The sequence below is a fragment of the Brevundimonas sp. AAP58 genome (assembly GCF_001295975.1).
Classification (GTDB): Bacteria; Pseudomonadota; Alphaproteobacteria; order Caulobacterales; family Caulobacteraceae; genus Brevundimonas.
In genome coordinates this window covers 1-24,111 of the sequence record NZ_LJHU01000028.1, presented here as the reverse complement: position 1 = coordinate 24,111, position 24,111 = coordinate 1, and the positions used below count along the sequence as shown (strand labels likewise).

At 68.4% G+C, this 24,111-nt stretch carries 26 protein-coding genes; 14 read left to right on the top strand and 12 right to left on the bottom strand.

The features are described 5' to 3' along the window. The coding region (locus IP78_RS15460) for a hypothetical protein (RefSeq protein WP_231680924.1) at positions 1–290 on the top strand (290 nt) is incomplete at its 5' end. A 29-nt stretch (positions 291–319) separates the two neighbouring features. On the opposite strand, the gene IP78_RS04580 is transcribed toward IP78_RS15460, so the two are convergent. Further along, complete coding sequence (locus tag IP78_RS04580; protein WP_054110535.1) at positions 320–1,756, bottom strand: short-chain fatty acyl-CoA regulator family protein; 1,437 nt, start codon at positions 1,754–1,756, stop codon at positions 320–322. Positions 1,757–1,912: 156 nt separating this feature from the next. On the opposite strand from IP78_RS04580, the gene aceA reads away from it, so the two are divergent. Both aceA and IP78_RS04570 read left to right on the top strand, forming a co-directional pair. Then, a complete protein-coding gene (aceA, locus tag IP78_RS04575; RefSeq protein ID WP_054110534.1) occupies positions 1,913–3,187 on the top strand; it encodes an isocitrate lyase in 1,275 nt (424 codons plus the stop codon). A gap of 22 nt (positions 3,188–3,209) precedes the next feature. After that, positions 3,210–3,425, top strand: coding sequence for a hypothetical protein (locus tag IP78_RS04570; protein WP_029415640.1), 216 nt, complete (start codon positions 3,210–3,212; stop codon positions 3,423–3,425). 16 nt (positions 3,426–3,441) lie between these two features. Here the strand turns inward: IP78_RS04570 and IP78_RS04565 are convergent, their stop codons facing one another. Further along, positions 3,442–5,727, bottom strand: a complete 2,286-nt coding sequence (locus IP78_RS04565; RefSeq protein WP_054110533.1) for an ATP-binding protein — start codon at positions 5,725–5,727, stop codon at positions 3,442–3,444. A 169-nt stretch (positions 5,728–5,896) separates the two neighbouring features. Here IP78_RS04565 and IP78_RS04560 point away from each other — a divergent pair, with 169 nt between their 5' ends. The 6 genes from IP78_RS04560 (at position 5,897) to phoB (ending at position 12,561) form a co-directional block, all read left to right on the top strand. After that, positions 5,897–7,312, top strand: a complete 1,416-nt coding sequence (locus IP78_RS04560) for a cell wall metabolism sensor histidine kinase WalK (protein ID WP_054110532.1) — start codon at positions 5,897–5,899, stop codon at positions 7,310–7,312. 145 nt (positions 7,313–7,457) lie between these two features. Then, positions 7,458–8,888: a phosphate ABC transporter permease subunit PstC gene (gene pstC, locus IP78_RS04555; protein WP_054110531.1), complete on the top strand. Its 1,431-nt coding sequence runs from the start codon at positions 7,458–7,460 to the stop codon at positions 8,886–8,888. Then, entirely contained in the window at positions 8,881–10,179 is a 1,299-nt protein-coding gene (gene pstA, locus IP78_RS04550; protein WP_054110530.1) for a phosphate ABC transporter permease PstA, read from the top strand. Before pstC ends, pstA begins: the two co-directional genes overlap by 8 nt. Before the next feature lie 4 nt (positions 10,180–10,183). Then, positions 10,184–11,104, top strand: coding sequence for a phosphate ABC transporter ATP-binding protein PstB (gene pstB / locus IP78_RS04545; protein ID WP_054110529.1), 921 nt, complete (start codon positions 10,184–10,186; stop codon positions 11,102–11,104). Between the two features lie 8 nt (positions 11,105–11,112). Then, positions 11,113–11,847, top strand: coding sequence for a phosphate signaling complex protein PhoU (gene phoU / locus IP78_RS04540; RefSeq protein WP_054110528.1), 735 nt, complete (start codon positions 11,113–11,115; stop codon positions 11,845–11,847). A gap of 24 nt (positions 11,848–11,871) precedes the next feature. Next, positions 11,872–12,561 (top strand): phosphate regulon transcriptional regulator PhoB, encoded by a 690-nt coding sequence (phoB, locus tag IP78_RS04535; protein WP_054110527.1) that lies wholly within the window; start codon positions 11,872–11,874, stop codon positions 12,559–12,561. Positions 12,562–12,564: 3 nt separating this feature from the next. On the opposite strand, the gene IP78_RS04530 is transcribed toward phoB, so the two are convergent. Genes IP78_RS04530 through IP78_RS04520 form a run of 3 tightly spaced genes read right to left on the bottom strand, consistent with a single transcriptional unit; the run spans position 12,565 to position 14,535 of the window. Next, entirely contained in the window at positions 12,565–13,356 is a 792-nt protein-coding gene (locus IP78_RS04530; RefSeq protein ID WP_156320284.1) for a hypothetical protein, read from the bottom strand. Between the two features lie 59 nt (positions 13,357–13,415). Next, the gene (locus IP78_RS04525; protein ID WP_054110525.1) at positions 13,416–13,829 is read right to left on the bottom strand and encodes a DUF5990 family protein; all 414 of its coding nucleotides are present in this window, start codon (positions 13,827–13,829) and stop codon (positions 13,416–13,418) included. After that, entirely contained in the window at positions 13,822–14,535 is a 714-nt protein-coding gene (locus tag IP78_RS04520; protein ID WP_054110524.1) for an NUDIX domain-containing protein, read from the bottom strand. The genes IP78_RS04525 and IP78_RS04520 overlap by 8 nt, the downstream gene beginning before the upstream one ends. A gap of 78 nt (positions 14,536–14,613) precedes the next feature. On the opposite strand from IP78_RS04520, the gene IP78_RS04515 reads away from it, so the two are divergent. Further along, positions 14,614–15,003, top strand: a complete 390-nt coding sequence (locus IP78_RS04515; protein ID WP_054110523.1) for a hypothetical protein — start codon at positions 14,614–14,616, stop codon at positions 15,001–15,003. A 7-nt stretch (positions 15,004–15,010) separates the two neighbouring features. On the opposite strand, the gene IP78_RS04510 is transcribed toward IP78_RS04515, so the two are convergent. Both IP78_RS04510 and IP78_RS04505 read right to left on the bottom strand, forming a co-directional pair. Further along, positions 15,011–15,367: a VOC family protein gene (locus IP78_RS04510; RefSeq protein WP_054110522.1), complete on the bottom strand. Its 357-nt coding sequence runs from the start codon at positions 15,365–15,367 to the stop codon at positions 15,011–15,013. Beyond that, positions 15,364–16,011 carry a hypothetical protein gene (locus IP78_RS04505; RefSeq protein WP_054110521.1) on the bottom strand — a complete coding sequence of 216 codons (648 nt, stop codon included), beginning with the start codon at positions 16,009–16,011 and terminating at the stop codon, positions 15,364–15,366. The genes IP78_RS04510 and IP78_RS04505 overlap by 4 nt, the downstream gene beginning before the upstream one ends. 163 nt (positions 16,012–16,174) lie before the next feature. On the opposite strand from IP78_RS04505, the gene IP78_RS04500 reads away from it, so the two are divergent. Next, positions 16,175–16,747 (top strand): TetR/AcrR family transcriptional regulator, encoded by a 573-nt coding sequence (locus tag IP78_RS04500; RefSeq protein WP_054110520.1) that lies wholly within the window; start codon positions 16,175–16,177, stop codon positions 16,745–16,747. Between the two features lie 74 nt (positions 16,748–16,821). On the opposite strand, the gene IP78_RS04495 is transcribed toward IP78_RS04500, so the two are convergent. The 4 genes from IP78_RS04495 to IP78_RS04480 all read right to left on the bottom strand — a co-directional run bounded on the left by IP78_RS04495 (position 16,822) and on the right by IP78_RS04480 (position 20,397). After that, positions 16,822–17,250: a hypothetical protein gene (locus tag IP78_RS04495; protein ID WP_156320283.1), complete on the bottom strand. Its 429-nt coding sequence runs from the start codon at positions 17,248–17,250 to the stop codon at positions 16,822–16,824. Positions 17,251–17,353: 103 nt separating this feature from the next. Next, positions 17,354–19,681 (bottom strand): ribonuclease R, encoded by a 2,328-nt coding sequence (gene rnr, locus IP78_RS04490; protein ID WP_054110518.1) that lies wholly within the window; start codon positions 19,679–19,681, stop codon positions 17,354–17,356. Continuing rightward, positions 19,682–20,137 carry a type II toxin-antitoxin system VapC family toxin gene (locus IP78_RS04485; protein WP_054110517.1) on the bottom strand — a complete coding sequence of 152 codons (456 nt, stop codon included), beginning with the start codon at positions 20,135–20,137 and terminating at the stop codon, positions 19,682–19,684. Further along, positions 20,134–20,397 carry a type II toxin-antitoxin system Phd/YefM family antitoxin gene (locus tag IP78_RS04480; RefSeq protein WP_054110516.1) on the bottom strand — a complete coding sequence of 88 codons (264 nt, stop codon included), beginning with the start codon at positions 20,395–20,397 and terminating at the stop codon, positions 20,134–20,136. The genes IP78_RS04485 and IP78_RS04480 overlap by 4 nt, the downstream gene beginning before the upstream one ends. A 109-nt stretch (positions 20,398–20,506) precedes the next feature. Here IP78_RS04480 and IP78_RS04475 point away from each other — a divergent pair, with 109 nt between their 5' ends. From IP78_RS04475 to IP78_RS04465, 3 genes are read left to right on the top strand one after another with little or no spacing between them, the layout of a single operon-like run. Beyond that, positions 20,507–21,910: a cystathionine beta-synthase gene (locus IP78_RS04475; protein ID WP_054110515.1), complete on the top strand. Its 1,404-nt coding sequence runs from the start codon at positions 20,507–20,509 to the stop codon at positions 21,908–21,910. Between the two features lie 2 nt (positions 21,911–21,912). Next, a complete protein-coding gene (locus IP78_RS04470; RefSeq protein WP_054110514.1) occupies positions 21,913–22,683 on the top strand; it encodes a dienelactone hydrolase family protein in 771 nt (256 codons plus the stop codon). A gap of 13 nt (positions 22,684–22,696) precedes the next feature. Next, positions 22,697–23,860 (top strand): cystathionine gamma-synthase, encoded by a 1,164-nt coding sequence (locus IP78_RS04465; protein WP_054110513.1) that lies wholly within the window; start codon positions 22,697–22,699, stop codon positions 23,858–23,860. Positions 23,861–23,903: 43 nt separating this feature from the next. On the opposite strand, the gene IP78_RS04460 is transcribed toward IP78_RS04465, so the two are convergent. Continuing rightward, positions 23,904–24,111: fasciclin domain-containing protein (locus IP78_RS04460; RefSeq protein WP_197272370.1), on the bottom strand; the 208-nt coding region annotated here is incomplete at its 5' end.

Genomic DNA, 24,111 nt, shown 5'->3' with positions numbered 1-24,111 from the left:
GGTTGCGGCGGGACACACACGCTCCCGTGCCCGAGCCGGTCGATCCTGAAGCGCCGGTCGAGCCGACGGCCGTGACGCGCGACAAGGCCTGGCGTCGCATGGTCCGGGCGATGGATCACGGACGGGCGGCCGAGGCCCAGCGGTGGCTCCGTGTTCACGAGTCGCTCTGCGACGTCGTCCGACGCGAGCAGGCCGCCGCCAGGCACGCTGAGGACCCCGACCCCGCCGAGCAATGGGTGGCCTACAAGGCCCGCGTGGCGGAAATGATCGCCGAGGCTAGGGGCGAGTGAGAGAAGTGAGAGTCGCTTTTTCGCGACTCTCACCCCGCCCCGAACGGATAGGGACTGACCGATTTCGACCAGTCGTCGACCTTCAGCGGGCGATCGACCGGCGGGGCCGCGCGCTGGGCGCAGGGGTGGCGGTGGCACAGGCGACACGCCGGGCCGATGGGCGTGACCTGGGGCGCGTCGAGGTCGAGGCCCCGGGCGTAGGCCAGCCGCCTGGCCTCCTTCAGCTCGCACCCCAGGCCGATGGCCAGGTCATAGCGCTCGCCCTGCCCGCCTTGCGCCTGGAGCGCGCCCTGCCGGTCCACGGTGCGGGCGAGCGTGAACCAGCGGCTCCCGTCGGGCGTCTCGATGATCTGGGTGACCAGCCGACCGGGCGTGCGGAACGCGCTGTGCAGCTTCCACCGGGGACAGGCCCCGCCGAACCGGGCGAAGGGAAAGGCGCCGGAGGCATAGCGTTTGGACACATTGCCCGCCTGATCCACCCGGATCAGGAAGAAGGGCACGCCCCGCGCCGTGGGCCGGCTCAGGGTCGTCAGCCGATGCGACACCTGCTCGAAGGAGACCGAGAACCGCGCCTGCAACCGCGCGATGTCATACCCGGTCGCCTCGGCCAGCCGCTGAAACGCCGCGTAGGGCATGAGGATGGCTGCCGCGAGGGTGTTGGTCAGCGACACTTTCAGCAACGAGGCCGTCGCCGCATCCGGGGCTCGCGCCGCCTCGACCATGGCGGTCAGCTCCGCCTCATGCTCGGCGAGCGCCAGCTGATAGACGATGGAAAAGGCCCGGCTGGAGGGGTCCAGCGTCTCGGACAGCAGCAGCCGGCGCCGGTGCGGATCGAATCGCCGGGTCCATTCCACCATGACTTCGGCCGGCATCACCTTGACCGTCAGATTGTGCCGCTGGGCCAGCCGCGCCCGCGCCAGGGCCTCGCAGCCCTCGCCGGTCATGGTCGGGTCGAGCGAGGCGTGGAGCGTCTCGCCGAGACCGTCGAGTTCGGGAAAATAGTTCGACCGGCTCTGGATCCAGTCGCGGACCCAATCGGACGGGGAGGGGCCTTCCTGGGCCGCCCCTTCGATCAGGGCGGCGCGGGCTCGGTCCCTCTGCTCGGTGAAGGCGCGGTAGAGCCGAAGCAGGGCCTCGGCCGCGCCGGGCGCCTCTTCGGTCAGTGTCAGCAGCTCGTGCCGCGGCGTGTCCAGCCCCTGGAACAGCGGATCGGCCAGCACCTCGGAGAGCGCCTGTTCCCCCGCCGGCCCGGCCTGACCCAGGGCCCGCAGATCGACGTCATAGGTCTCGGCCAGCCGCAGCAGCAGCTGCGCCGTCACGGGCCTCTGGTTGCGCTCGATATGGTTCAGATAGCTGGGCGAGACCCCCAGGTCCCCGGCCATCGCCGTCTGCGTCAGCCCCCGCTCACGCCTCAGCCGCTTGAGGCGGGCCCCGAGGAACAGCTTGCGGTCGGCGGCGACGTCCATGACGCAGCGTGTCACATCATGACCGATCCGCCAAGGTCACATGATGACAAACTGACACGACAGCAGGCCGTCCGCCTGTATCAAATCCGACAACCGCGTGTTCTCTAGGGGCACCGGACGACCACCGTCCCATCGCATCGACCCCGAGAGCCCGCCATGACGACCTTCGCCGACCTCGTTCCCGCCCCCGCCGGCCGCTTCGACGGCATCGAGCGCCCCTACACGCCCGAGGACGTCCTGCGCCTGCGCGGTTCGGTGCCGATCACCCACACCTTGGCCGAGCGCGGCGCGAACCGCCTGTGGGAACTGCTGCACTCCGAGCCCTACATCAACGCCCTGGGCGCCGTGACCGGCAACCAGGCCATGCAGATGGTCCGCGCGGGCCTGAAGGCCATCTACCTGTCGGGCTGGCAGGTCGCCGCCGACGCCAACACCGCCGGGGCCATGTATCCGGACCAGTCGCTGTATCCCGCCAACGCCGCGCCCGAGCTGTGCCGCCGCATCAACCGCACCCTGCAGCGCGCCGACCAGATCGAGCACGCCGAGGGCGGGGCCAAGCGCGACTGGTTCGTGCCGATCGTCGCCGACGCCGAGGCCGGCTTCGGCGGGCCGCTGAACAGCTTCGAGATCATGAAGGCCTTCATCGAGGCGGGCGCCGCCGGCGTCCACTTCGAGGACCAGCTGGCGTCCGAGAAGAAATGCGGCCACCTGGGCGGCAAGGTCCTGATCCCGACCCAGGCCCATGAGCGCAACCTGATCGCCGCGCGCCTGGCCGCCGACGTCATGGGGGCCCCGACCATCACCGTCGCCCGCACCGATGCCGAGAGCGCCCAGCTAATCACCTCCGACATCGACGAGCGCGACCACCCCTTCATCGACCGCGAGAACCGCACGGTCGAAGGCTTCTATCGCCTGAAGGAAGGCACGGGGCTGCAGCACTGCATCGCGCGCGGCCTGTCCTATGCGAAGATCGCCGACCTGCTGTGGTGGGAAACCAGCCACCCCGATCTGGACGATGCCAAGAAGTTCGCCGAGGCCGTGCAGAAGCAGTATCCGGGCAAGCTGATGGCCTACAACTGCTCGCCCTCGTTCAACTGGAAGGCCAAGCTGGACGACGCCACCATCGCCAAGTTCCAGCGTGAGCTGGGGGCCATGGGCTACAAGTTCCAGTTCGTGACGCTCGCCGGCTTCCACGCGCTCAACAACTCGATGTTCGAGCTGGCGGACGGCTATCGCGACCGCGGCATGGCGGCCTACTCCGAGCTCCAGCAGCGCGAGTTCGCCAACGAGGCCATCGGCTACACCGCCACCCGTCACCAGCGCGAGGTCGGCACCGGCTACTTCGACCAGGTGGCCACCGTCATCTCCAACGGCACGTCCTCCACGACGGCGCTGAAGGACTCGACTGAAACCGCGCAGTTCGCGGCCTGATCAGACGGAAAGGAAACGACCCATGGAACCGCTCAGCAGACCCCAGGCCATCATCGACTTCTGCCTCGCTCCCCTGAACCTCGAGCCCGGCGCCGAGGCCGAGCAGGAGGTTCGCCGCCGCCTGGAGCATGTCATCAAGACCTTCCAGGCCAAGGCCGCCGCGACCGCCCCGATCGCGGTCGACTTCTCCAAGATGCCCAGCCAGGTCATCAACGAAGCCGCCCACGGCTACGAATAGGCTTTCCCCGAAGGACTCAGGCGGCGAGGGCGCGACCCTCGCCGCCGAGTTCTCCGACCAGGGCCAGCAGCTCGGCCGCGTCGAACGGCTTGGCCAGATGCCGGTCCGCCCCGGCCGCCTGACCGGCCGCGATGTGATCGGGCAGGGCATTGGCCGTCAGCATGACGATCGGCGTCCGCCGGGCCCCTGTCGCCGCCTCGTGCTTTCTCACCTCGCGCACGGCGGTCAGCCCGTCCATGACCGGCATCTGCATGTCCATCAGGATCAGGTCGAACGCCTGCGCCTTGGCCGCCTCCAGCGCCTGAGCCCCGTCCTCGACGGAGGTCAGGTCCACGGCAGCGGTTCCCAGGATCAGCTCGACGACCTTGCGATTGGTCGGATGGTCGTCGGCGATCAGAACCTTGGTGCGTTGCGTTTCCGGCTCAATGGCCGCGACGACCGCGATCGGCTCGACGGCCGGAGCCTCGGCCGCGATCAGGGGCAGGGTCAGAATGAAGGCCGAGCCCCCGCCGGGCTCGCTCTCGCAATCCAGCGATCCGCCCATCATGTCGGCCAGTTGGCGGCAGATGGCCAGGCCCAGGCCCGTCCCGCCGAACCGGCGCGTGATCGTCCCGTCCGCCTGTTCGAAGCGCGTGAACAGCCGCGCCTTCGCCGCCGCGTCGAAGCCTACGCCGGTGTCCTCGACCGTGAACCGCAGCACGGGCTTGCCGCCCGCGTCCTGACCGGCGGTGGCTGTCAGGCTGACGAAGCCCTGGCTGGTGAACTTGACGGCGTTCGAGACCAGGTTGGTCAAGACCTGCTTCAGACGCACCACGTCGCCGCGCACCCAGCCGACGGCGCTGTCATCGATCTCGACGAAGAACTGCAGCCCCTTCTCGGCGGCCGGCTCGCGATACAGCTGGGCCGCGTCACGGATGGCGCGGGCCAGATCGAACGGCTCATCGGCGATCTCCAGACGGCCGGACTCGACGCGGGCCAGATCGAGGATATCGCTCAGCAGGGTCTTGAGCGTGTCGCCGGAGGACTGGATCAGGTCCAGCATCTCGCGCTGATGGTGGTCCAGGTCCGTCTTGGCCAGCGCCTGGGTCAGGCCGATGACGCCGTTCAGAGGCGTGCGGATCTCGTGGCTCATGTTGGCCAGAAACTCGGACTTGGCGCGGTTGGCCTGCTCGGCCGCGTCGCGGGCCTCGGCCAGAGCCTGGGCGTCGCGCTTCAGGTCGGTGATGTCGTTGACGACGGTGACGATGCCGCCCTGGGCCGTGCGACGGTCCTGGACCCGTAGCCAGCGGTCGCCTTCGACCCTCTGCTCGATGGTATTGGACAGCTGGCGGCGGGAGGCGAGGCGTTCCTCGAGCCATTCCTCCTCGCGCCCGATGGCGTCGGGATAGACGCCCTGGTCCAGGCCGATCTGGACCAGATCGCGGAAGCGCATGCCGGCGGTCATGATGTCGGACAGCTCGCTGTTCACCTCGGCATAGCGGGCGTTCCAGATCAGAAGGCGATCGTCGGAATCATAGAAGCCGAGGCCGTCGGGCATGGTGTCAATGGCTTCGCGCAGCTGGCTGAGCGCGGTGTTGCGGCCCCACAGGCCGAGCGCGGTGACGATGCCGGTGATGCCGACGACCAGGGTGGCGCCGCCGACCACCCAGATGAGAAGGCCAAGTTCCGAGATGGCCGAGTCGGGCCGCACCGCCATCGGGTTCGGCAGGATCTCCACCGAGGACATCGAGCCGAAATGGAGGGCGCAGACGCTGAGCACCGCGAAGGTGGTGTTGGCGGGAATACGCCACCAGCCGTCACGCCTGGCCCAGGTGGCCGTGCAGAGTGCGAGCAGCATGCTGACGACCACGGAGACGGCCGCGCCCTGAATGCCCCAGCCCAGACTGGCTCCATCGATGCGGATCGCCGACATGCCGATAAAATGCATGGCCGAGACGCTGGAGGCGGCCACCAGGGCGACCAGCACCCGCGTGCTGCGTCGATCGTTGTCGAGCGCGAGCGCCACGCCCAGCATCATGCCAACGATGACGATGCCCAGAGACGCCAGGGTCTCGGGGGCCGAGTAGTAGAGGCGAACGTCCGAGGCATAGCCCAGCATGGCCAGAAAGTGGGTCGCCCAGACCGCCAGGCCGCCGACCACGCCAGCCATGGCACCGATCATCGCCCGCTGGCGCGAGGCGGCTCGACGCGCCGTCCCGATCAGGGTGATGCTGGTCGCCAGACCCGTGACGCACACGCCCGCTGCCAGCAGCACCAGCCGCCAGTCATGCTGGACCGTCAGGCAATCGATCAGCCAATCCAAACGCGGCTTCCCCCGAAATTCCGGGGCAGTCTGACCCAAAGAGGTAAAAAAACAGGTCGCAGCCTGTAACGGATGAATACCGGGATGCCGGGCCGTCATGGTCCCGCCGCGCCTTGGTGCTAGGGTCTGACGATTCGAGAGCGCCGGGTCTGGCCCGGCCGGATGACGCATGCCCTATTCCGACAGCCCTTCGCCCGTCGCGCCCCTGCCCAGCTCCCGTCTGTGGACGGCCAGCACGACCGGGGGCGTGGCCGTCGTCATCATGCTGCTCCTGGCGGCGGTGCGGCCGGACATGGCGGTGTGGCTGCTGGCCGGAGCGGCGCTGGTGGGCGTCGTGACCTGGCTTGGCAGCCGGCCAGCGCAGCCGTCGCTGATGCAGGAACCGGGCGTGCTGAGCGTCGTCCCGCAGGGAGGAGGCGACGACGCGCGGCTGCTCGAGGCCGTATTCGAGGCGCTGGACGACCCCATTATGATCGTCTCGGGCGGCGAGGCGGACGACATCGCCGGTCGCCGGATCGTGCTGGCGAACAGCGCGGCGCGGGATCTGCTGCGCATTCCGCGCGAGGGCGGCCTGCTGGTTTCGGCCATGCGCGATCCCGGCGTGCTGGAAGCTGTGGACGAGGCGCTGTTCGGGGGCGTGAGCCGGACCACGGACTATACGGCGGCAGGCTCCCGTGAGCGTCACTGGAAGGCCTGGGTCCGGCCTCTCGCCAGCGATGCCGGGGGGCGGCGGGCGGCGATCCTCGGCCTGCGCGACGAGACGGACGTGCGGCGCATGGAGCTCATGCGCGTCGACTTCCTGGCCAACGCCAGCCACGAGCTGCGCACGCCCCTGGCATCGCTGAGCGGCTTCATCGAGACGCTCAAGGGTCATGCGCGCGACGACATGGTCGCCCGCGACCGGTTCCTCGACATCATGGCGACCCAGGCCAATCGCATGAGCCGGCTGGTCGCCGACCTGCTGTCACTCAGCCGCATCGAGCTGAACGAGCATATCCCGCCGTCCGGGCGGGTCGACGTCGCCCGCGCGGCCTCGGACGTGGTCGACGCCGTCAGCGTCCTGTCGCAGGAAAAGGGCGTGACGGTGCTGCTGGACACGCCGTCGGGCGAGGCGCGCATCACCGGCGACCGGGACGAGATCGTCCAGGTGATCCAGAATCTGACGGACAATGCGATCAAGTATTCGCCCGTCGGCGGCATGGTCGAACTGACCATCCGGGGCGATCTGGATGCCGACGCCGCCGGGGCCGCGCGGCTGCCGGGCGCGACACGGCTGTCGCTGCTCACGCCCGACCGCGATCCCGGCGCGCGGTATGTCGCGGTGGCTGTCCGCGACCACGGACCGGGCATGCAGCGCGAGCACCTGCCGCGTCTGACGGAGCGCTTTTATCGCGTGGAGGGACAGAAGAGCGGTGACCGGCCAGGAACCGGGCTGGGCCTGGCCATCGTCAAGCACATCGTCAATCGGCACCGGGGCGGTCTGGTGGTCGAGAGCATCCCCGGGGAGGGTTCGGTGCTGGTCGCCTTTTTCCCCCAGCCAGAGCCGGTTGCCGCGAGCAGAGAGGCGAACTTGAATGCCGCGTGACGGGCGCGCGACAGGCAGACCGACGCCTTTGCAGAACTGTCACGGAACCGTCCTAATCCGCTGACCATCCGAGGGCAGTTTCCGCCGCGAGACGGGCCGATGATCGGCGCGCCCTCTGATTCCGGCGCGTGTCGCTAGGGGCCTGATGATCTGGTTTCTGATTCCCGTGGTCGCCGTTCTGGCCCTGGCCGCCTATGCGGTCGGTTTGGCCGTGGCCAAGCGCCGGTTCGCCGGGGCCAAGCCGCACTCGCGGCCTCAGCAGCATGGTTACTATGCCCTGATCTGGGTGGCCGTTCCGGCGCTGGCCATCATCATCCTGGCCGGGATCTTTTCCGGGCCGGTCAGCCAGAGCCTCATGTTCGCCGGCCTGCCCGAGCCGGTCCAGTACATGGAGCCGTTCCGCCGCGACGCCTTCCTGAATGACGCCCGCCTGCTGGGCGAGGGCCAGCGCCCGTTCCAGTCCTGGGATGCGCCGTTCGACACCCTGCTCCAGTCCGAGGCCGCGCGCTCGGCCAGCATCCAGCAGACCCTGTTGTGGGGCTCGATCGCCGGGGCCCTAATCGCGGCCATACTGGGTGGCCTGCTCGCCTTCGCGCAGATCGGACCGAACATGCGGGCTCGAAACCGCGTCGAGGCCTGGATCGGCACCTTGCTGTTCGTCTGTTCGGTGGTCGCCATCCTGACGACGGTCGGCATCGTCTTTTCCCTCCTGTTTGACGCGCTGCGGTTCTTCGAGAGGGTGCCGATCACCGAGTTCCTGTTCGGAACCCAATGGAGCCCCCAGACCGCGATCCGCGCCGATCAGGTCGGATCGACCGGGGCGTTCGGCGCCGTGCCGCTGTTCGCCGGCACCTTCCTGATCATGCTGATCGCCATGGCGGTCGCCGCCCCGGTCGGCCTGTTCTCGGCGATCTATCTGTCGGAATACGCCGGACCTGTGACGCGCGGCGTGGTCAAGCCTCTGCTGGAGGTGCTCGCGGGCGTTCCGACCGTGGTCTATGGCTTCTTCGCGGCCCTGACCGTGGGTCCGGCCTTCCGCGAGTTCTTCAACGGCATCGGGGCGCTGCTGGTCGGTGGGCCGCTGGACGGGCTCGGCCAGTATCTGATGCTGGTCCAGAACCAGATGGCGCTGGTGGCGGGGGCCGTCATGGGGATCATGCTGATCCCGTTCGTGTCGTCGCTGTCGGACGACATCATCAACGCCGTGCCCCAGTCGCTGCGCGATGGCTCCTACGCCATGGGCGCGACCAAGTCCGAAACCGTCAGCCGGGTGCTTCTGCCCGCCGCGCTTCCGGGCATCGCCGGCGCCCTGCTGCTGGCGGTGTCGCGCGCCATCGGCGAGACCATGATCGTGACCATGGCGGCGGGTCTGGCGGCCAACCTGACCTTCAATCCCCTCGACACCGTCACGACCGTCACCGTGCAGATCGTCACCCTGCTGACCGGCGACCAGGAGTTCGACAGCGCCAAGACGCTGGCCGCCTTCGGTCTGGGCCTGACGCTGTTCCTCGTGACCCTGCTGCTGAACATCGTCGCCCAGCGGATCGTCCAGACCTATCGGGAACAGTATGACTGACGCGACCGTCGATCCTGGCGTGGTCCGCGCAGCGCGCGCCGACGCCCTGCAGAAGGGGCTGAAGCGCCGCTATGCGCGTGAGGCGCGCTTCCGCGCCTATGGCCTCCTGGCCATCGCCGTCGCGCTGGGTTTCCTCGTTCTTCTGCTCGGCCGCATCATCGACCAGGGCCACACGGCCTTCTATTCCAACCAGATCACCGTGCCGGTCTACATGGACCCGGCCCGCATCGACCGAGACTATCCGCAGGGCACTAACTTCCAGCTGATGGTCGCCGAGCAGCAGCTGACCCGCATGGGGGTCTCCGGCGACGCCCTGGCCAGTCAGGCCAACGCCTACCGCACCCTGCTATCCTCCGAGCTCAAGTTCCGCGCCGCCCAGTTGGTGCGCGAGGACCCGTCGGTGATCGGCACAACCGTCCAGATCACCGCGCCCGTGTCCGACGACGCCGACCTGTATCTGAAGGACAAGATCAAGCGGTCCGAGCCCGCCGAACTGCGCCGTATCTCCGACCAGCAGATGGACTGGCTGGACGCACTCAAGCGCGACGGCACCATCACCGTTGGCTTCAACAGCCTGCTGTTCACCCAGGGCGACTCGACCGAGCCCGAGCTTGCCGGTGTGCTGGGTGCCGTCGTGGGTTCGGCCCTGATGCTGCTGGTCACGGCGCTGATCGCGATCCCGCTGGGCGTCGGTGCGGCCGTCTATCTGGAGGAGTTCGCGCCCAAGGGCCGGATCACCGATCTGATCGAGGTCAACATCAACAACCTCGCCGCTGTGCCGTCGATCGTTTACGGCCTGCTCGGCCTGGCCCTGTTCATCAACCTGGCCCACCTGCCGCGCTCCTCGCCGCTCGTCGGTGGCCTGGTGCTGGCGCTGATGGCGCTGCCCACCATCATCATCGCCACGCGGTCGTCGCTGAAGGCTGTGCCGCCTTCGATCCGCGAGGCGGCGCTGGCAATGGGGGCGTCGAAAACCCAGACGGTGTTCCACCACGTCCTGCCGCTGGCCATGCCGGGCGTCATGACCGGCACCATCATCTCCATGGCCCATGCCCTGGGCGAGACCGCGCCGCTGCTTCTCATCGGCATGGTCAGCTTCGTGCCGGGCATTCCGGGGGCCATCACCGAGCCGGCGGGTGCCCTGCCGTCGCTCGTCTACATCTGGGAGAATGCGTCGGAGCTGGCCTTCCATGAGCGGACGGCCGCCGCGATCCTGGTTCTCCTCGCCTTCATGATCGTCATGAACGCCGCCGCCATCCTGCTGCGTCGGCGCTTCGAACGCCGGTGGTAAGCGCATGAAACTCCCCTTCTTCCGCAGCCCCGACGGCCGCGAGGGCGGCTCGACCGCCGAGCCCCCCGCCGACGCCACGCGACGCGACGAGACCGTCCTGCCGCAAGCCCAGCCGACACCGGAGGAGTCCTTCACCCCCACGGTGACCGCGCCCAAGGCACCGGTCGGCCCGACCAAGATCGCCGCGCGCGACATCTCGGTCTTCTACGGCGACAAGCAGGCTCTGCACGGCATCAGCCTGGACATCCCCGACAAGACCGTGACCGCCTTCATCGGCCCGTCGGGCTGCGGCAAGTCGACCTTCCTGCGTTGCATCAACCGCATGAACGACACCATCCAGGGCGCCAAGGTCACCGGCCAGATCCTGATGGACGGCCAGGACGTTAATGCGCGATCGGTCGATCCCGTGCTGCTGCGCGCCCAGGTCGGCATGGTGTTCCAGAAGCCCAATCCCTTTCCGAAGACCATCTACGAGAACGTCGCCTATGGCCCGCGCATCCACGGCCTGACCAGCTCCAAGGCCGAGATGGACGACATCGTCGAGGCCTCTCTGAAGCGCGCCGGCCTGTGGGACGAGGTCGCCGACCGCCTGCACACCGCCGGCACCGGCCTGTCGGGTGGCCAGCAGCAGCGTCTGGTCATCGCCCGCGCCATCGCGGTGAACCCCGAAGTCATCCTGATGGACGAGCCGTGCTCGGCGCTCGACCCCATCGCCACGGCCAAGATCGAGGAACTGATCGACGAACTGCGCGAGCGCTACTGCATCGTCATCGTTACCCATTCGATGGCCCAGGCCGCCCGCGTCAGCCAGCGCACCGCCTTCTTCCACCTCGGCCGCCTGGTCGAGCACGGCGACACCGAGGAAATCTTCACGAATCCCCGCGAGAAGCGCACGCTCGACTACATCACCGGCCGGTTCGGTTAAGGGCGTTGATGAACCAGCACACGGTCAAGGCCTATGGGGATGAGCTGAACCAGCTCACGGCCGAGGTCGCCCGCATGGGTGGTCTGGCCGAGGCCCAGGTCGCCGACGCGGTCGAAAGCGTCGCCCGCCGCGACATCGCGCTCGCCCGCGCCGTGGTCGACCGTGACGGCAAGCTCGACGCCATGCATCGCGATATCGAGAAGAAGGCCATCCGGCTGATCGCTCTGCGCCAGCCCGTGGCCAGTGACCTGCGCAAGACACTCTCGGCGATGAAGCTGGCGACCGATCTGGAGCGCACCGGCGACCTGGCCAAGAACATCGCCAAGCGCGCGCTGAGCCTGGCCGAGACCGAACCGATGCAGCCCTTGACCCGATCCATCGAGCGGATGGGCAAGCTGGTGTCGATGCGGCTGCGCGATGTGCTGGATGCGTATACGGCCTCCGAGATCGACCGCGCCATGGCCGTCTGGGCGTCGGACGACGAGGTCGACGAGCACTACAACGCCCTGTTCCGCGAACTCCTGACCTACATGATGGGCGATCCGCGCACGATCAGCGCCTGCACCCATCTGCTGTTCATGGCCAAGAACCTGGAACGCATCGGCGACCACGCCACCAACATCGCCGAGGTCATCCACTACGAGATCACCGGCGACGAGATGACCGGAGAGCGGCCCCGCTGGCAGCCCTCGCCGGGAGACTGGGACGCCGAAAGCGGCCACATGCCGCCGCCCCCGAACTGACGTCTGCCTGACGGAGAGACCTGAATGCAGCCCTATATTCTGGTGATGGAAGACGAGGACGCCCTGGCGACGCTCCTCCAGTACAACCTCGAAAAGGAGGGCTACGATGTCGTCGTCGCCGCCGACGGCGAGGAGGGCCTCGTTCAGATCGACGAGCGCCAGCCCGACCTGGTCCTGCTGGACTGGATGCTGCCCAAGGTGTCGGGCATCGAGGTCTGCCGCCGTATCCGGGGCCGGCCTGAGACGCGCAACCTGCCGATCATCATGCTGACGGCGCGCGGCGAGGAGAGCGACCGCGTGCGCGGTCTTGACACCGGTGCCGACGACTACCTGACCAAGCCGTTCTCGATGACCGAGCTGATCGCCCGCATCCGGGCGGTGCTGCGCCGCATCCGGCCGGGCCTGGCCGACGACCGCGTGGGTCACGGCGACATCGTCATCGACCGCGTCGCCCATCGGGTGAAGCGGGCCGGCAAGGAGGTCCACCTGGGCCCGACCGAGTTCCGCCTGCTGGATCATTTCATGCGCCACCCCGGCCGGGTGTTCAGCCGCGAACAGCTGCTGGATGCCGTCTGGGGCAGCGACGTCTACGTCGAGGCCCGCACCGTCGATGTCCACGTCGGCCGCCTTCGCAAGGCGCTGAACGTCGACGAGAGCGCCAACCCGATCCGCACCGTCCGCTCGGCCGGCTATTCACTGGATCTGGAGGGCTGAGGCCTACTCCTGGAACTTGCGGCCGTTTCTGAGCTGCTCGTCGTTGAACTGGAACTCGGGACGCAGATGCGCCCCGGCGCAGGTGCCGCGCAGGTTCCCGCCGACGCAGTCTGGTGACGCCCCGGTGATGCCAACGCCCCCGGACGGTGGGCGTCGGCGCGACTCGTACTGGGCCAGCGCCTGGGCCCCATCCCGAGCGAACTGGGCCTCTCGACGCGCCTCCGCCGCGTTCAGCGTGCGCGGCCCCAGCGGTCCGGCCTGTCCGGCGGCTGCGTTGAAGCGCTCATCGCACAGGGCCTGTTCGCCGGGGCTCAGTCTCCCGTCCATGATCCGGCAACCGCCCGCGCCCGTCCGCATCGACCGGGCGATCGCCGCGCCGGTGCTTTCCGGTGTCACCCGCCAGGCATCCGCCGGGGCTGGTGGCGATCCGGGCGGCGCGCCTGCCGCGATGCGGGGGGAGGGCGGAGCCGGGACATCGTCTTCATCGTCCATGCTGGGCACCCGTTCGTCTGTCGTCGCGGCCGACAGGGCGGGGGCGGTGTCGACCGTCGGAGCGAAGGTCGGTTCGCGTGTGGTCTCGCCTTCAAGCAGCGGGCGCGGCTCCATCTCGAGAAAGATTGGCGGAGGCAGGGCGTCGAACGACGGCGCATCCGCCGTCTCGACCATCTGGAGCGCCAGCGGCGTCAGGACCAGGGCGTGAAAGGCGATCGATCCCAGCAGGATCACGGCCTTGCGCCGCCCCGCCGGGTCGGTCAGGCCGCTTGCTCTCGCGATCCTTCTCGCCGCGTGCGCCACACACCCTCCCCGTCGGTTTGTCCAAGCTGTACAGCGACCGTGGCGGGATCAGGGCGGGGTCATCCGATCCGTGTCCAGGGCCCCAGCGGCCGCACAGTGGCGCAGGCGGGCGTCCCATCCTTGCCCCGTCCGGGCAATCGGGCCTCCAGCGTCGCCCCGGGCCGAAGCAGGTCGGCGGGAATGTCGTGGACGTCGATCTTGGCGCGACGGCTGATGCGCTGGCCTGCGGCGTCGGTCTGTCCGGCCTGACCCGCGATGGCGATGTAGACGAACCGGCGCTCCTTGCGCTCTCGCCGCACGAAGGGGCCGCCCAGCTTGCCATCGGGCCGGATCTTTGCCGGCACGTCGAACGACAGAGGCCCGCCGCCGGACACCCGGATATCCACCGGCACGTTCTTGGGGTCCTGCAGGCTGTAGTGCAGCCCCTGCACAGGATCGACGAGGGTCAGGCGCAGCGTCAGGTCATCAGTCATGCGTCACCTTGTGCGCCCCGCGATGCCAGCGGACGAAGGGCAGGGGGCGATCCGGCTTGGCCAGCCGCTCTGACACCTCTCCCAACACGAAGCGCGTGATGGCGGGCAGATCCAGCGCGCGGGCGTCGTCCAGCGCCAGCCAGGCGATCTCGTCCAGCTCTCCTGATCCCGCAGTCGGCTCCGGGGCCAGAAGGGCTTCGGCGTCGGCCAGGAAGAACCGGGCGTCGAACCGGCGCGTCCGCCCCGGCGGCGTGATGGCGCGCGCGACATAGGTCAGGGCCGCCAGATCGGGCAGGGCCCCTGCCTTCCGGAACTCCCGCCACGGCCCCGCGACCGACGCGGGCGGTGCCGCCTCCCCGACGATCAGGCCCGTCTCCTCGAACGTCTCTCGCACGGCGGTCAGGCACAGGGCCCGCGCCCTGCGTGGGTCGACCTCGGCCTCCAGCCGCTCCCGCGTCGTCCCGTCCGGCTCCGTTCCCGCCGCCGCCGCAAAGTCGGACCGGTCGATTCGTCCGCCGGGGAACACCCACTTCGACGCCATGAAGACGTGACCTGGCGCGCGCCGCCCCATCAGCACCTCTGGCCGCCGCCCACGCCGCACCAGGATCAGGGTCGCGGCGTCCTTGGGCCTTTGGCGCAGGCCGGGGCGCGCGGGCGCATCAGCCAGGTCCTGGGCGGCATCGAAGGGTTCGTGCGGCTTGCTCACGCTTCCGAGCTAGCGCCTTTGCGGGCGCGCCCCAAGGGCGTAGTGGGCGCGACTGGGTGGTCTTCCGAAAGCCGAACCATGCTCGCTTCGATATCGGCGCTTCTGATCGCCGTGACGGGTGTCAGCCTTGTCGTCCTCTCCCTGGTGATCCTGTTCGCGCCGGGGCGGGCGCTTCAGGCGCTGTCCCGGTTCGGATCGACGCCGGCCATCCATTTCGGCGAGCTGTCGATCCGGGCCGCGATCGGACTGGTCTTCGTGGTCGGTGCCCCGGCGACCCATCATCCGTCGATGGTGGCCGTGATCGGCGGCTTCCTGATCGTCAGCGCCGTGGTGTTGATGCTCCTGCCTCGCCGCTGGCACGCCCGCTACTCGGACTGGTGGGCGGCGCGCATCCCCGTCTGGGCAGTCCGGATTCTGGCTCCGATTTCCCTGCTGGCGGGCGTCGCCCTGGTCTGGGTCGCGGCGTAGGCCCGGCTCAGCCCAGCACTCGTCCGATCCGGATCAGCGCGCCGCTAGGGTCGCTGACCGAGAATTCATAGGTCCCCCAGGTCCGGGCATGCGGCCCCTGCGGCTCGAGGATCAGCTCACGCACCCGATCGGCCACCGCGTCCACGTCCTCGACATAGAGATAGAGTCCCAGAGGATTGTCCTCGATCCGGCCCGGCCACCCGGGGGTCGATCGAAGATGGATGCGCCAGCCCCGGCCGTCATCCATCAGACGATAGTCGCCATAGTCGCTGACCGTCTCGAAGCCCAGGCGACGGTAGAAGGCCTCGCTGGCGTCGATGTCGCGGGCAGGCACGATGGCCGCGACGTGGTGGTCCTCGCTCATTCGGCGTCTCCCTTCGGTCGGGTCATCATGACCGCCGCGACCGACAGCGACCAGAGGGCGAAGACAGCCAGGCTGGTTGCCGCGACCGTCAGGCCAAAGCCTCCGTCCGTGATGTTCCACCAGGCGGCGAGCCCGGCCATGCCGACCCCGAGTGCCGCGCTGACCTTGCCCATGATCCCCAGCCGCCACAGCCCCGGCGCCCAGGCCGCCGCGCCCGCCGCGACCAGCAGGCTGCCGAGCGAGGTCAGGCTCTGGTTCAGCGCCCACAGCACATGGCCGCCCGCCTCATGTACAGCCGGGTCGGCGGTCTGAGCCGCGAGCCTGGCCGTCGCGAAGCCGTTGACGACCGCCGCGCCGGACAGGGCGAGGAAGCCCGCCCCGATCAGGAGGGCACCGGCGCGTGTCAGGAGGGCTCGCTCGTCGAGCCTGCGTCTAACGCCGTCCAGTCCCACCGACAGTGCGATCAGGCAGGCGATCATCGCCCCGTGGACGAGGCTGTTGCTCCAGTCCGACAAGAGATGACCGTCCTCGCCCGCATGCGAGGCCGAGGTCGGGTGGTGAAGCATTAGGAACATCGCCACGAGCGTCGCGCCCGCGATCAGGACGCCGTCGGTGCGGTGGTGTCGGTCGATATCGGGGATCATGGCGTGTCCTTCCAAGCGTTCTCGGAGGTGTCGCGCGACGGCGGCATCGAGGCGACGAACGATCCAGGCGCGTCGGCCGCTAGCGGACATTTGGACGGAACTGTCCGCCTTGCCGGGTGGACATCGGCTGGCGCCCGGATCGTGATGGGCTAGGCTCGCTTCCATGTCGGAAGCTCACGATCTCGACCGGCGCAGCCAGAGGACCCGCAAGGCGATTTTCGAGGCCTTTACCCGGCTGCTGTTCACGCGTCGCTACAGCGCCATCCGCACGACCGACCTGATCGAGGCGGCGGGCGTCGGCCGCTCGACCTTCTACGAGCATTTCCGGAACAAGGACGACGTGATGGTCTGGGCCATCGACCCCATCTTCGAGCCTCTGGCCGAGGCGGGGGCGGGGAGGGCCAGCCTGCCGCACCTGCACTTCGTCCTCGACCACCTGTGGGAGCGCCGGGCGCTGGCCCGCGTCATGTTCGAGCCGCCGCTGGGTCCCAAGCTCCAGCGCAAGCTGGCGGCCATGATCGAGGCGCGGCTGGAAACGGCGGTCGGCGACGCGGCCCCGCCGGCCTTGCGGGCCACAGCGACCGCGGCGTCGCAGCTGGCCATGCTGCGGCTGTGGTTGAGCGGCGAGGTCGCCTGCGAGCCGGCGATCCTGGCGCATGAAATCATCCACTCGTCACCGCCGGGCCTGTCCCGGCGGCCCATAGACGCTGATCTCCCCGCAGGGCTAGCCGTCTGAGTCTATTGGTGGCCGGGACAAGCCCGGCCATGACGGAAAAGGTAGGGCGGTGAACCGGATATTCCGCTTTTGGATCAGCCGCCTTCAGCCTCGCCGCTATCACCACCCTCACCACTCGCGATCCCCGCGATCTGGGCCTCCAGCGCCTGGCGAACCTCGGGCGAGCATTCGCTGGCGGCGGAGGTCGCAGCGGCGGGCGTGGTCGCGGCGGGTGCGACGATCAGATCCTCGACCAGGCTCTCGGCGGCGGCGCGCAGTGGCGGCTCCTCGATGCCGGCGACGGCGGTCTGGGCCAGACGGGTCGCGTCCACGTCCTGCCAACCGCAGGTCGCGGCGGCCTGGCGCAGCGTTTGGGCGGCGCGGATGCCCTGGACGATCTCGGGGTTGCTGGCCTCCAGCGCGGCGAGGGCGGCATTGCGCCCGGCCTTCTCCAGATCGACCTCGCCGCAGGCAGAGACGACCAGCGCCGCGGCGGTCGACAGGGCCAGAACGAGACGAGGCATGGCGATCTCTCCTTGAAGGTCCATGCAGGCCTTACGGCGACCGGGCCACCTCGGGAAGCGTGACCGATCGTCGTCTGTGTCCAGCGGAAGCCGTGGCGGCGGATCAGCGCCGCTTGCCCTTCCTCACGCCCTTCAGCCCACCGGAGGGTTTTCCGCCCCCTCTGCCGTCGTTGCGGGGCTTGGGACCGCCCGGCCTTCCCTTGCCGCGTGACGGGCGGGCGTCGCCACCTCGGCCCCGGATGCCGAGGCGTGGAGCCGGCGCATTGGGATCGCGCGGCTCGGGGTCGGACAGCATTTCGAACAGCAGGCCGCCGGTGATCGGCGTGGCCTCGGTCAGCTTGACCTCGACCATCCGGCCCAGGGTGTAGCGCTGCCCCGAGCGTTCGCCCACCAGGGCATGGGCGCGGTCGTCGTGGGTGAAGTACTCATTGCCGAGCGACGACACCGGCACGAGGCCGTCGGCGCCGGTTTCATCCAGCCGGACGAACAGGCCGAAGCGGGTCACGCCGGTGATGCGGCCGGTGAAGGTTGCGCCGACGCGGTCCTCCAGGAAGGCGGCGATGTAGCGGTCCATGGCGTCGCGCTCGGCGGCCATGGAGCGGCGCTCGGTCGTGGTCACCTGATCGGCGATGGCGGGCAGTTCAGCGATCTCCCGGTCCGTCAGCCCGTCCTTGCCCAGCCCCAGCGCCCGGATCAGGCCGCGATGGACGATCAGGTCGGAATACCGCCGGATCGGCGAGGTGAAATGGGCGTAGCGGTCCAGGTTCAGGCCGAAGTGTCCGACGTTCTCCGGCGAATAGATGGCCTGCATCTGGGTGCGCAGGACGACCTCATTGACCACCTCGGCGTGGGGGCCGTCGCGGGTCTCGTCCAGCAGCTTGTTGAACCGTTTGGTCGTGGCCGGTTCACCCTTGTTCCACGGCTTGCCGATGGTCGACAGGAAGTCGGCGAGGTTGAAAACCTTCTCCTGGCTGGGTGGCTCGTGGACGCGGAAGATGAGCGGCGTCTTCTTCTGCTCCAGCGTCTCGGCGGCGCAGACGTTCGCCTGGACCATCATTTCCTCGATCAGCCGGTGAGCCTCCAGGCTGACGCGCTTCTCGATGGAGGCGATGCCGCCGTCCGGCGACATGCGGATGCGGCGCTCCGCGCTCTCGATCTGCAGCGGGCTGCGCTTCATCCGGCCCTTGAGCATGGTCCGGTAGGCGTTCCACAGCGGATAGAGGATCGTCTCCATGATCGGACCGGTGGCGTCGTCCGTCTCCCCGTCGATCGCGGCCTGGGCCTGCTCGTAGGACAGCTTGGCCTGGCTGCGCATCAGGCCGCGATGGAACCTGTGGCCCAGCTTTCGTCCGTCCCTGTCGAACACCATGCGGACGGCCAGCGTCGCGCGGTTTTCACCCTTCTTCAGGCTGCACAGGCCGTTCGACAGCCGCTCGGGCAGCATGGGTTCGACCCGGTCGGGGAAGTAGGTGGAGTTGCCCTTGGCTCGGGCCTCGCGGTCCAGGTTGGTGCCCGGCCGGACGTAGGCGGCGACGTCGGCGATGGCGACCCAGACGACCCAGCCGCCCTCATTCTTGGGATCGTCGTCTCGGGCCGCATAGACGGCGTCGTCGTGGTCGCGCGCGTCGGCCGGGTCGATGGTGATGAAGGGAATGTCCCTGAGATCGTCGCGGCCCTTCAGCGTCGGCAGGTCCTGATCCTCGGCCTCCTGCTCCACGGCCTCGGAAAAGCCCATCGGTACGCCGTGCGTATGGATGGCGATCAGCGAGGCGGCACGGGGGTCGTCCTCGCGGCCGATCGTCTCCAGGATCTTGCCGCGCTTGAAGCCATAGCGGTGGTCGCCCTTCTCGATGGCGGCCAGCACCAGGTCGCCGTCCTTCAGGTCGACGGCCTGAACGGCGGGGACGATCAGAACGTCCTTGGAGCGCCGGTCGACGGGCTCGACGCGGGTCTCCCTGTTCGATTTCCGGATCACGCCGAGAACGCGGTTGGATGCCGTGTCCAGCTTCTTGATCAGCCGGGCTTCCCAGCCGTTCGGCCCGTGCTCGAACTTGGCCAGGACGCGGTCGCCCAGGCCGGGTGCCGGGCCGGGCTTTCCCTTGTCGGGAATCAGCAGGGCCTTGGGCGCATCGGCCGAGGCTTCGACGAGGCGAACGTACAGGTCGCCGTCGACGTCGCGTTCAGTCACGTCGGCGACGCCGACGGGGGGCAGGGCACCGGCTTCGCTGAAGCCCTTGCGGCCGCGTTTGCCCAGTTTTCCGGCGGCTTCGAGGCCCCGGATCATTTCGCGCAAGCGCCGGCGATCCTCGCCTTTCAGGCCGAAGTGTCGGGCGATGTCGCCCTTCTCCGCCGAGCCGGCGTCGCGCAGGAAGGCCAGCAGCGTGGCCTCGTCCGGCAGTCCGGCGGCGGGTCGTTTGGGTGTCTTTGTCATTCAGTCTTTCGGTTCGCCGGGCGCGTCGGCCTCGGCGGGATTGAGATTGGGAACGCCCAGGGCGGCGGCGGCGCGCGCCATGCCGCGATCGAGCGTCACAAGGGTCGCGCCCAGCCTGTGGGCGGCGGCGATGTGGATGGCGTCGGGCGCGCGGAGGGCGACAGTCGGTTGGCGCACGAAATCCGTCGCTAGGCCGATATCTTCCGGCAGGACGAGAACGGCCTCAGCCATTGTGTCTACCCAGCCATCCAGTTCGGCGAAGACGCTTTGATGGAGGTCAGAGGACCAGCGATCCACTCGACCCAAGCGTGCCAACGCCGCCGAACACTCCGCCATCGCGAAGTCGCTCAGGATGAAGTCGTCCTGGCTTTCGTCCAGTAGTGAATGGACAGGGGTGCTTACGTCTTGCGAAGCGATGAGTGCGACCACGATGCTGGCATCGAGGTAGAGAGTCACTCCGGGTCGCCGTCGCGCATGGCTCTGACAAGTTCAACGGCAGATATGGAAGCAGCAGGACGCGCATCTCGACGCTGCGCGAACTCTTTCATGAAGGCACGACGCTCCTCAAGCGTCAGGGGGGTGCGGACGATCGGTGAGGCCCGCAACTCCGCGATCGGCTTGCCGTGGCGGGTGATGGTGATCTTCTCGCCTTCCTGAACGCGATCCAGCAGGTGGGTGAAGTTGTTCTTGGCTTCGGCGACACCGTAGGTGGCCATGACGGCTCTCCTGTTCTGGCCATAAATATAGCCATAATTGGCGGTTCCGACAACGCTTGTCCCCCTGCCGGGCCGCCTCTAGCTTCCGGCCTCGAATCCGGAGCCGCCCATGTCCCTCGCCCCCGCCCCGACGTTGATCGCCCCGACGGGCTCGCTGCTCGACCTGATCGGCAAGACTCCGATGGTGGAGGTGACGCGCATTGACACCGGCCCGTGCCGCCTGTTCCTGAAGCTGGAAGCCCAGAACCCCGGCGGCTCCATCAAGGACCGCATCGCCCTGTCGATGATCGAGGCGGCGGAAGCCGAGGGGTGGCTGAAGCCCGGCGGGACCATCGTCGAGGCGACGGCCGGCAACACGGGCCTGGCCCTGACCCTGGTTGGTCAGGCCAAGGGCTATAAGGTGTTGCTGGTCATCCCGGACAAGATGTCCAAGGAAAAAATTCAACACTTGAGGGCCATGGGGGCGGATGTCCGTCTGACCCGCTCTGACGTCGCCCACGGCCATCCCGAATACTACACCGACATGGCCGAGCGGCTGGCCCAGCAGATCCCGGGCGGCTTCTTCGTCAATCAGTTCGCCAACCATGCGAACAGCGCCGCCCATGTGAAGACGACGGGTCCCGAGATCTGGGAGCAGATGGGCGGTCAGATCGACGGGTTCGTCGCCGGCATCGGCTCAGGGGGCACCATCACCGGGGTTGCCCGGTTCCTGAAGAGCCAGGGCGCCAAGACCGAGATCGTGCTGGCCGATCCGGTCGGATCGGTATTGGCCGGCATCGTCAACGACGGCGTGCCGGGCCCGGAGGGCGGCTATACCGTTGAGGGCATCGGCCAGAACTTCGTGCCGGACACGGCCGACATGAGCCTGATCGACAAGGCCTATTCCATCCCCGACGCCGAGGCCGTGGCGACGGTGCGCGAGTTGCTGCTGAAGGAAGGCATCCTGGCCGGGTCGTCGTCCGGCACCCTGATCGCGGCGGCGCTTCGCTGGTGCCGCGAGCAGACCGAGCCGAAGCGGTGCGTGACCTTCGTTTGCGACACCGGGGCGAAGTATCTGTCCAAGGTCTACAATGACGCCTGGCTGGCGGATCAGGGACTGGGCGAGCGCGAACTGCACGGCGACCTGTCGGACCTGATCAGCCGCAAGTATGCAAAAGGCGATGTCGTCGTGATCGGCCCGGACGACACCCTGGACACCGCCTTCAAGCGGATGCGGTCAGCCGATGTCAGCCAGCTCCCGGTCATTCAGGAGGGCCGGCTGGTCGGCATCCTCGACGAGAGCGATCTGGTCCATGTCATGAACACCGACGAGATCACGCGGAAGGAGCGTTTTGCCAAACCCGTGTCCTCGGCGATGACGCGTGACCTCGACACCGTACAGGTCAATGAACCGCTCGACGCACTGATCCCGCTGTTCGATCGTGACCGGGTTGCCATTGTGCTGGATGGCGAGCAGTTCGTTGGCTTGATCGCGCGGGTCGACCTGATCAATCACCTCAGTCTGAACCGCTGACAATGCCGAGGGGCGCGGGCGACGAGGAGGGCCATGCCGATGGCGTCGCGCGGCCCATGGTGGATCGTCGACGGGCCTTGGCGGGAATGATCGCGGCGTCAGCCGCCTCTCCCCGGTCAGCGGCGGCCCAGGTCAGCCCCGAGCCGACGTCTTTCGACAGCCGAGGCCATACGATCCGCGCGGCGCTGTTTCGACCGTCTGAACGGCCTGCCCGGGCCGGTCTTGTCTTCATGCATGGATCCGGCAGCGTCGGACCGCGACAGCTCGGCTACGCTCGCCGTTTCGCGGAGCAGGGCTACATCGCCGCCGTGCCCGTATACACCGACGCGGCGGCGGACGATGGCGCGCGTCGCCTTCCGATCATGCAGGCCTGGCGCGATTGCGCTGAAGACGCCGTGAACTGGCTGATCACGCAGGGCGCGCCGAGCGAGCGGATCGCCCTGACGGGCTATTCGCTGGGTTCCCACATCGCGGTCGACAGCGCGCTCGCGGGCGGTCTTGCCCGGGCGGCCATCGGGATCACGGCCGGGTGGGATGTCTATCCGCCCAGGCCGCCCCGCCGCCGCATCCCCGTCCTGATCGTGCGGGCGAGCAGCGACGACCATGTCCGTCCGGCCAGCACGGATCGGCTGGTCCGCTTTCTGCGTGACGCCGCTGTTCCGGTGCGCGAAGCCCGAATCCGTGAAGCCGAGCACATCATGACCGACGAGCAATGGGTTGAGGTTCAGGCCCGAAGCGCCGACTTCCTGACCGACGTCCTCGACCTTTCCTGAAGAGACCAACCGCATGACCGCCATCAAGAACAGCCAGGGCTTCTCGACCCGCGCCATCCACGCCGGGCAGCGGCCCGACCCGACGACCGGTGCGGTTATGACGCCGATCTACGCCACCTCGACCTATGCCCAGGAAAGCCCGGGCGTGAACAAGGGCTACGAGTACGCCCGGGGCAAGAACCCGACGCGCGAGGCGTTCGAGGCCTGCATCAACGACCTGGAGGGCGGGGTCCAGGCGTTCGGTTTCGCCAGCGGCATGGCGGCGACTTCGACCGCGCTGGAACTGCTGGACGCCGGGTCGCATATCGTCACGGGCGACGACCTTTACGGCGGATCGTGGCGGCTGTTCGAGCGAGTGCGTCGGCGCTCGATGGGGCTGGACTTCGCCTACGTCGACATGGCGGACCTGGCGGCCGTCGAGGCAGCGATCACGCCGAAGACCAGGATGATCTGGGCCGAAACGCCCACCAATCCGCTGATGAAGCTGGCCGACATTGCGGGCCTGTCAGCGATCGCCAAGCGGCACGACCTGCTGTTGGTCGTCGACAACACCTTCGCCACGCCGTGGAGCCAGCAGCCGCTGAGCCTCGGCGCCGACATCGTCATGCATTCGGCGACCAAGTATCTGAACGGCCATTCCGATGTGATCGGCGGCGTGCTGGTGGCGAAGGACGCAGAGATCGCGGCCCAGCTGAAGTTCCTGCAGAACTCGGTCGGCGGGGTGATGGGACCGTTCGACGCCTTCCTGGTCAATCGCGGCCTGAAGACGCTCGGCATCCGCATGAAGGCGCACAATGAGAACGCTCTGGCGGTCGCCCGCTGGCTGGAGGATCGGTCCTGCGTCAGCCGTGTCCTGTATCCGGGCCTTATCAGCCATCCGCAGCATGAGCTCGCCTCGCGTCAGATGAACGGCCGCTTCGGGGGCATGGTGACCTTCTTCGTCGACGGCGACCTGTCGCGGACCAAGCAGGTGCTGGAGCGGTTCCAGGTCTTCACCTTGGCGGAGTCGCTTGGCGGCGTCGAAAGCCTGGTGAACCACCCGGCGATCATGACCCACGCCTCGGTACCCAAAGAGCTGCGCGAGGCTGGGGGCGTCACGGACAACCTGGTCCGCCTGTCGGTCGGTGTCGAGGACCTCGACGATCTGCTGGCGGATTTGGAGCAGGCGCTGGCCTGAACCGATGGCGGCGGAGGAGACGAGCCCCCTCCGCCGGTAGGGTTTACTGCGGAACCGAGACCGCGTTCGTGACGTGGATCACGCCGTTCGAGGCCATGAGGTCGGCCTGGACGACCGTGGCGACGCCGCCGTTCTCGTCGGTCAGGATGACCGAGCCGTCGCGCAGCGAAGCCGTCAGGGTGTCGCCCGACACCGTGGTGATGGCGGCCGAGCCGTTGCCGGCCTCGATCAGGGCGATGACGTCGGCGGCC

Coding starts and splice junctions, on each gene's coding strand:
- IP78_RS04505 (WP_054110521.1), bottom strand. CDS start 16,011: ATGATCCCCGATATCGACCGACACCACCGCACCGACGGCGTCCTGATC.
- IP78_RS04580 (WP_054110535.1), bottom strand. CDS start 1,756: ATGGACGTCGCCGCCGACCGCAAGCTGTTCCTCGGGGCCCGCCTCAAG.
- IP78_RS04480 (WP_054110516.1), bottom strand. CDS start 20,397: ATGGCCACCTACGGTGTCGCCGAAGCCAAGAACAACTTCACCCACCTG.
- IP78_RS04495 (WP_156320283.1), bottom strand. CDS start 17,250: ATGCCTCGTCTCGTTCTGGCCCTGTCGACCGCCGCGGCGCTGGTCGTC.
- pstA (WP_054110530.1), top strand. CDS start 8,881: ATGACTGACGCGACCGTCGATCCTGGCGTGGTCCGCGCAGCGCGCGCC.
- IP78_RS04525 (WP_054110525.1), bottom strand. CDS start 13,829: ATGACTGATGACCTGACGCTGCGCCTGACCCTCGTCGATCCTGTGCAG.
- IP78_RS04465 (WP_054110513.1), top strand. CDS start 22,697: ATGACCGCCATCAAGAACAGCCAGGGCTTCTCGACCCGCGCCATCCAC.
- IP78_RS04560 (WP_054110532.1), top strand. CDS start 5,897: ATGCCCTATTCCGACAGCCCTTCGCCCGTCGCGCCCCTGCCCAGCTCC.
- aceA (WP_054110534.1), top strand. CDS start 1,913: ATGACGACCTTCGCCGACCTCGTTCCCGCCCCCGCCGGCCGCTTCGAC.
- phoU (WP_054110528.1), top strand. CDS start 11,113: ATGAACCAGCACACGGTCAAGGCCTATGGGGATGAGCTGAACCAGCTC.
- IP78_RS04470 (WP_054110514.1), top strand. CDS start 21,913: ATGCCGAGGGGCGCGGGCGACGAGGAGGGCCATGCCGATGGCGTCGCG.
- IP78_RS04475 (WP_054110515.1), top strand. CDS start 20,507: ATGTCCCTCGCCCCCGCCCCGACGTTGATCGCCCCGACGGGCTCGCTG.
- rnr (WP_054110518.1), bottom strand. CDS start 19,681: ATGACAAAGACACCCAAACGACCCGCCGCCGGACTGCCGGACGAGGCC.
- IP78_RS04515 (WP_054110523.1), top strand. CDS start 14,614: ATGCTCGCTTCGATATCGGCGCTTCTGATCGCCGTGACGGGTGTCAGC.
- pstB (WP_054110529.1), top strand. CDS start 10,184: ATGAAACTCCCCTTCTTCCGCAGCCCCGACGGCCGCGAGGGCGGCTCG.
- IP78_RS04500 (WP_054110520.1), top strand. CDS start 16,175: ATGTCGGAAGCTCACGATCTCGACCGGCGCAGCCAGAGGACCCGCAAG.
- phoB (WP_054110527.1), top strand. CDS start 11,872: ATGCAGCCCTATATTCTGGTGATGGAAGACGAGGACGCCCTGGCGACG.
- IP78_RS04510 (WP_054110522.1), bottom strand. CDS start 15,367: ATGAGCGAGGACCACCACGTCGCGGCCATCGTGCCTGCCCGCGACATC.
- IP78_RS04570 (WP_029415640.1), top strand. CDS start 3,210: ATGGAACCGCTCAGCAGACCCCAGGCCATCATCGACTTCTGCCTCGCT.
- pstC (WP_054110531.1), top strand. CDS start 7,458: ATGATCTGGTTTCTGATTCCCGTGGTCGCCGTTCTGGCCCTGGCCGCC.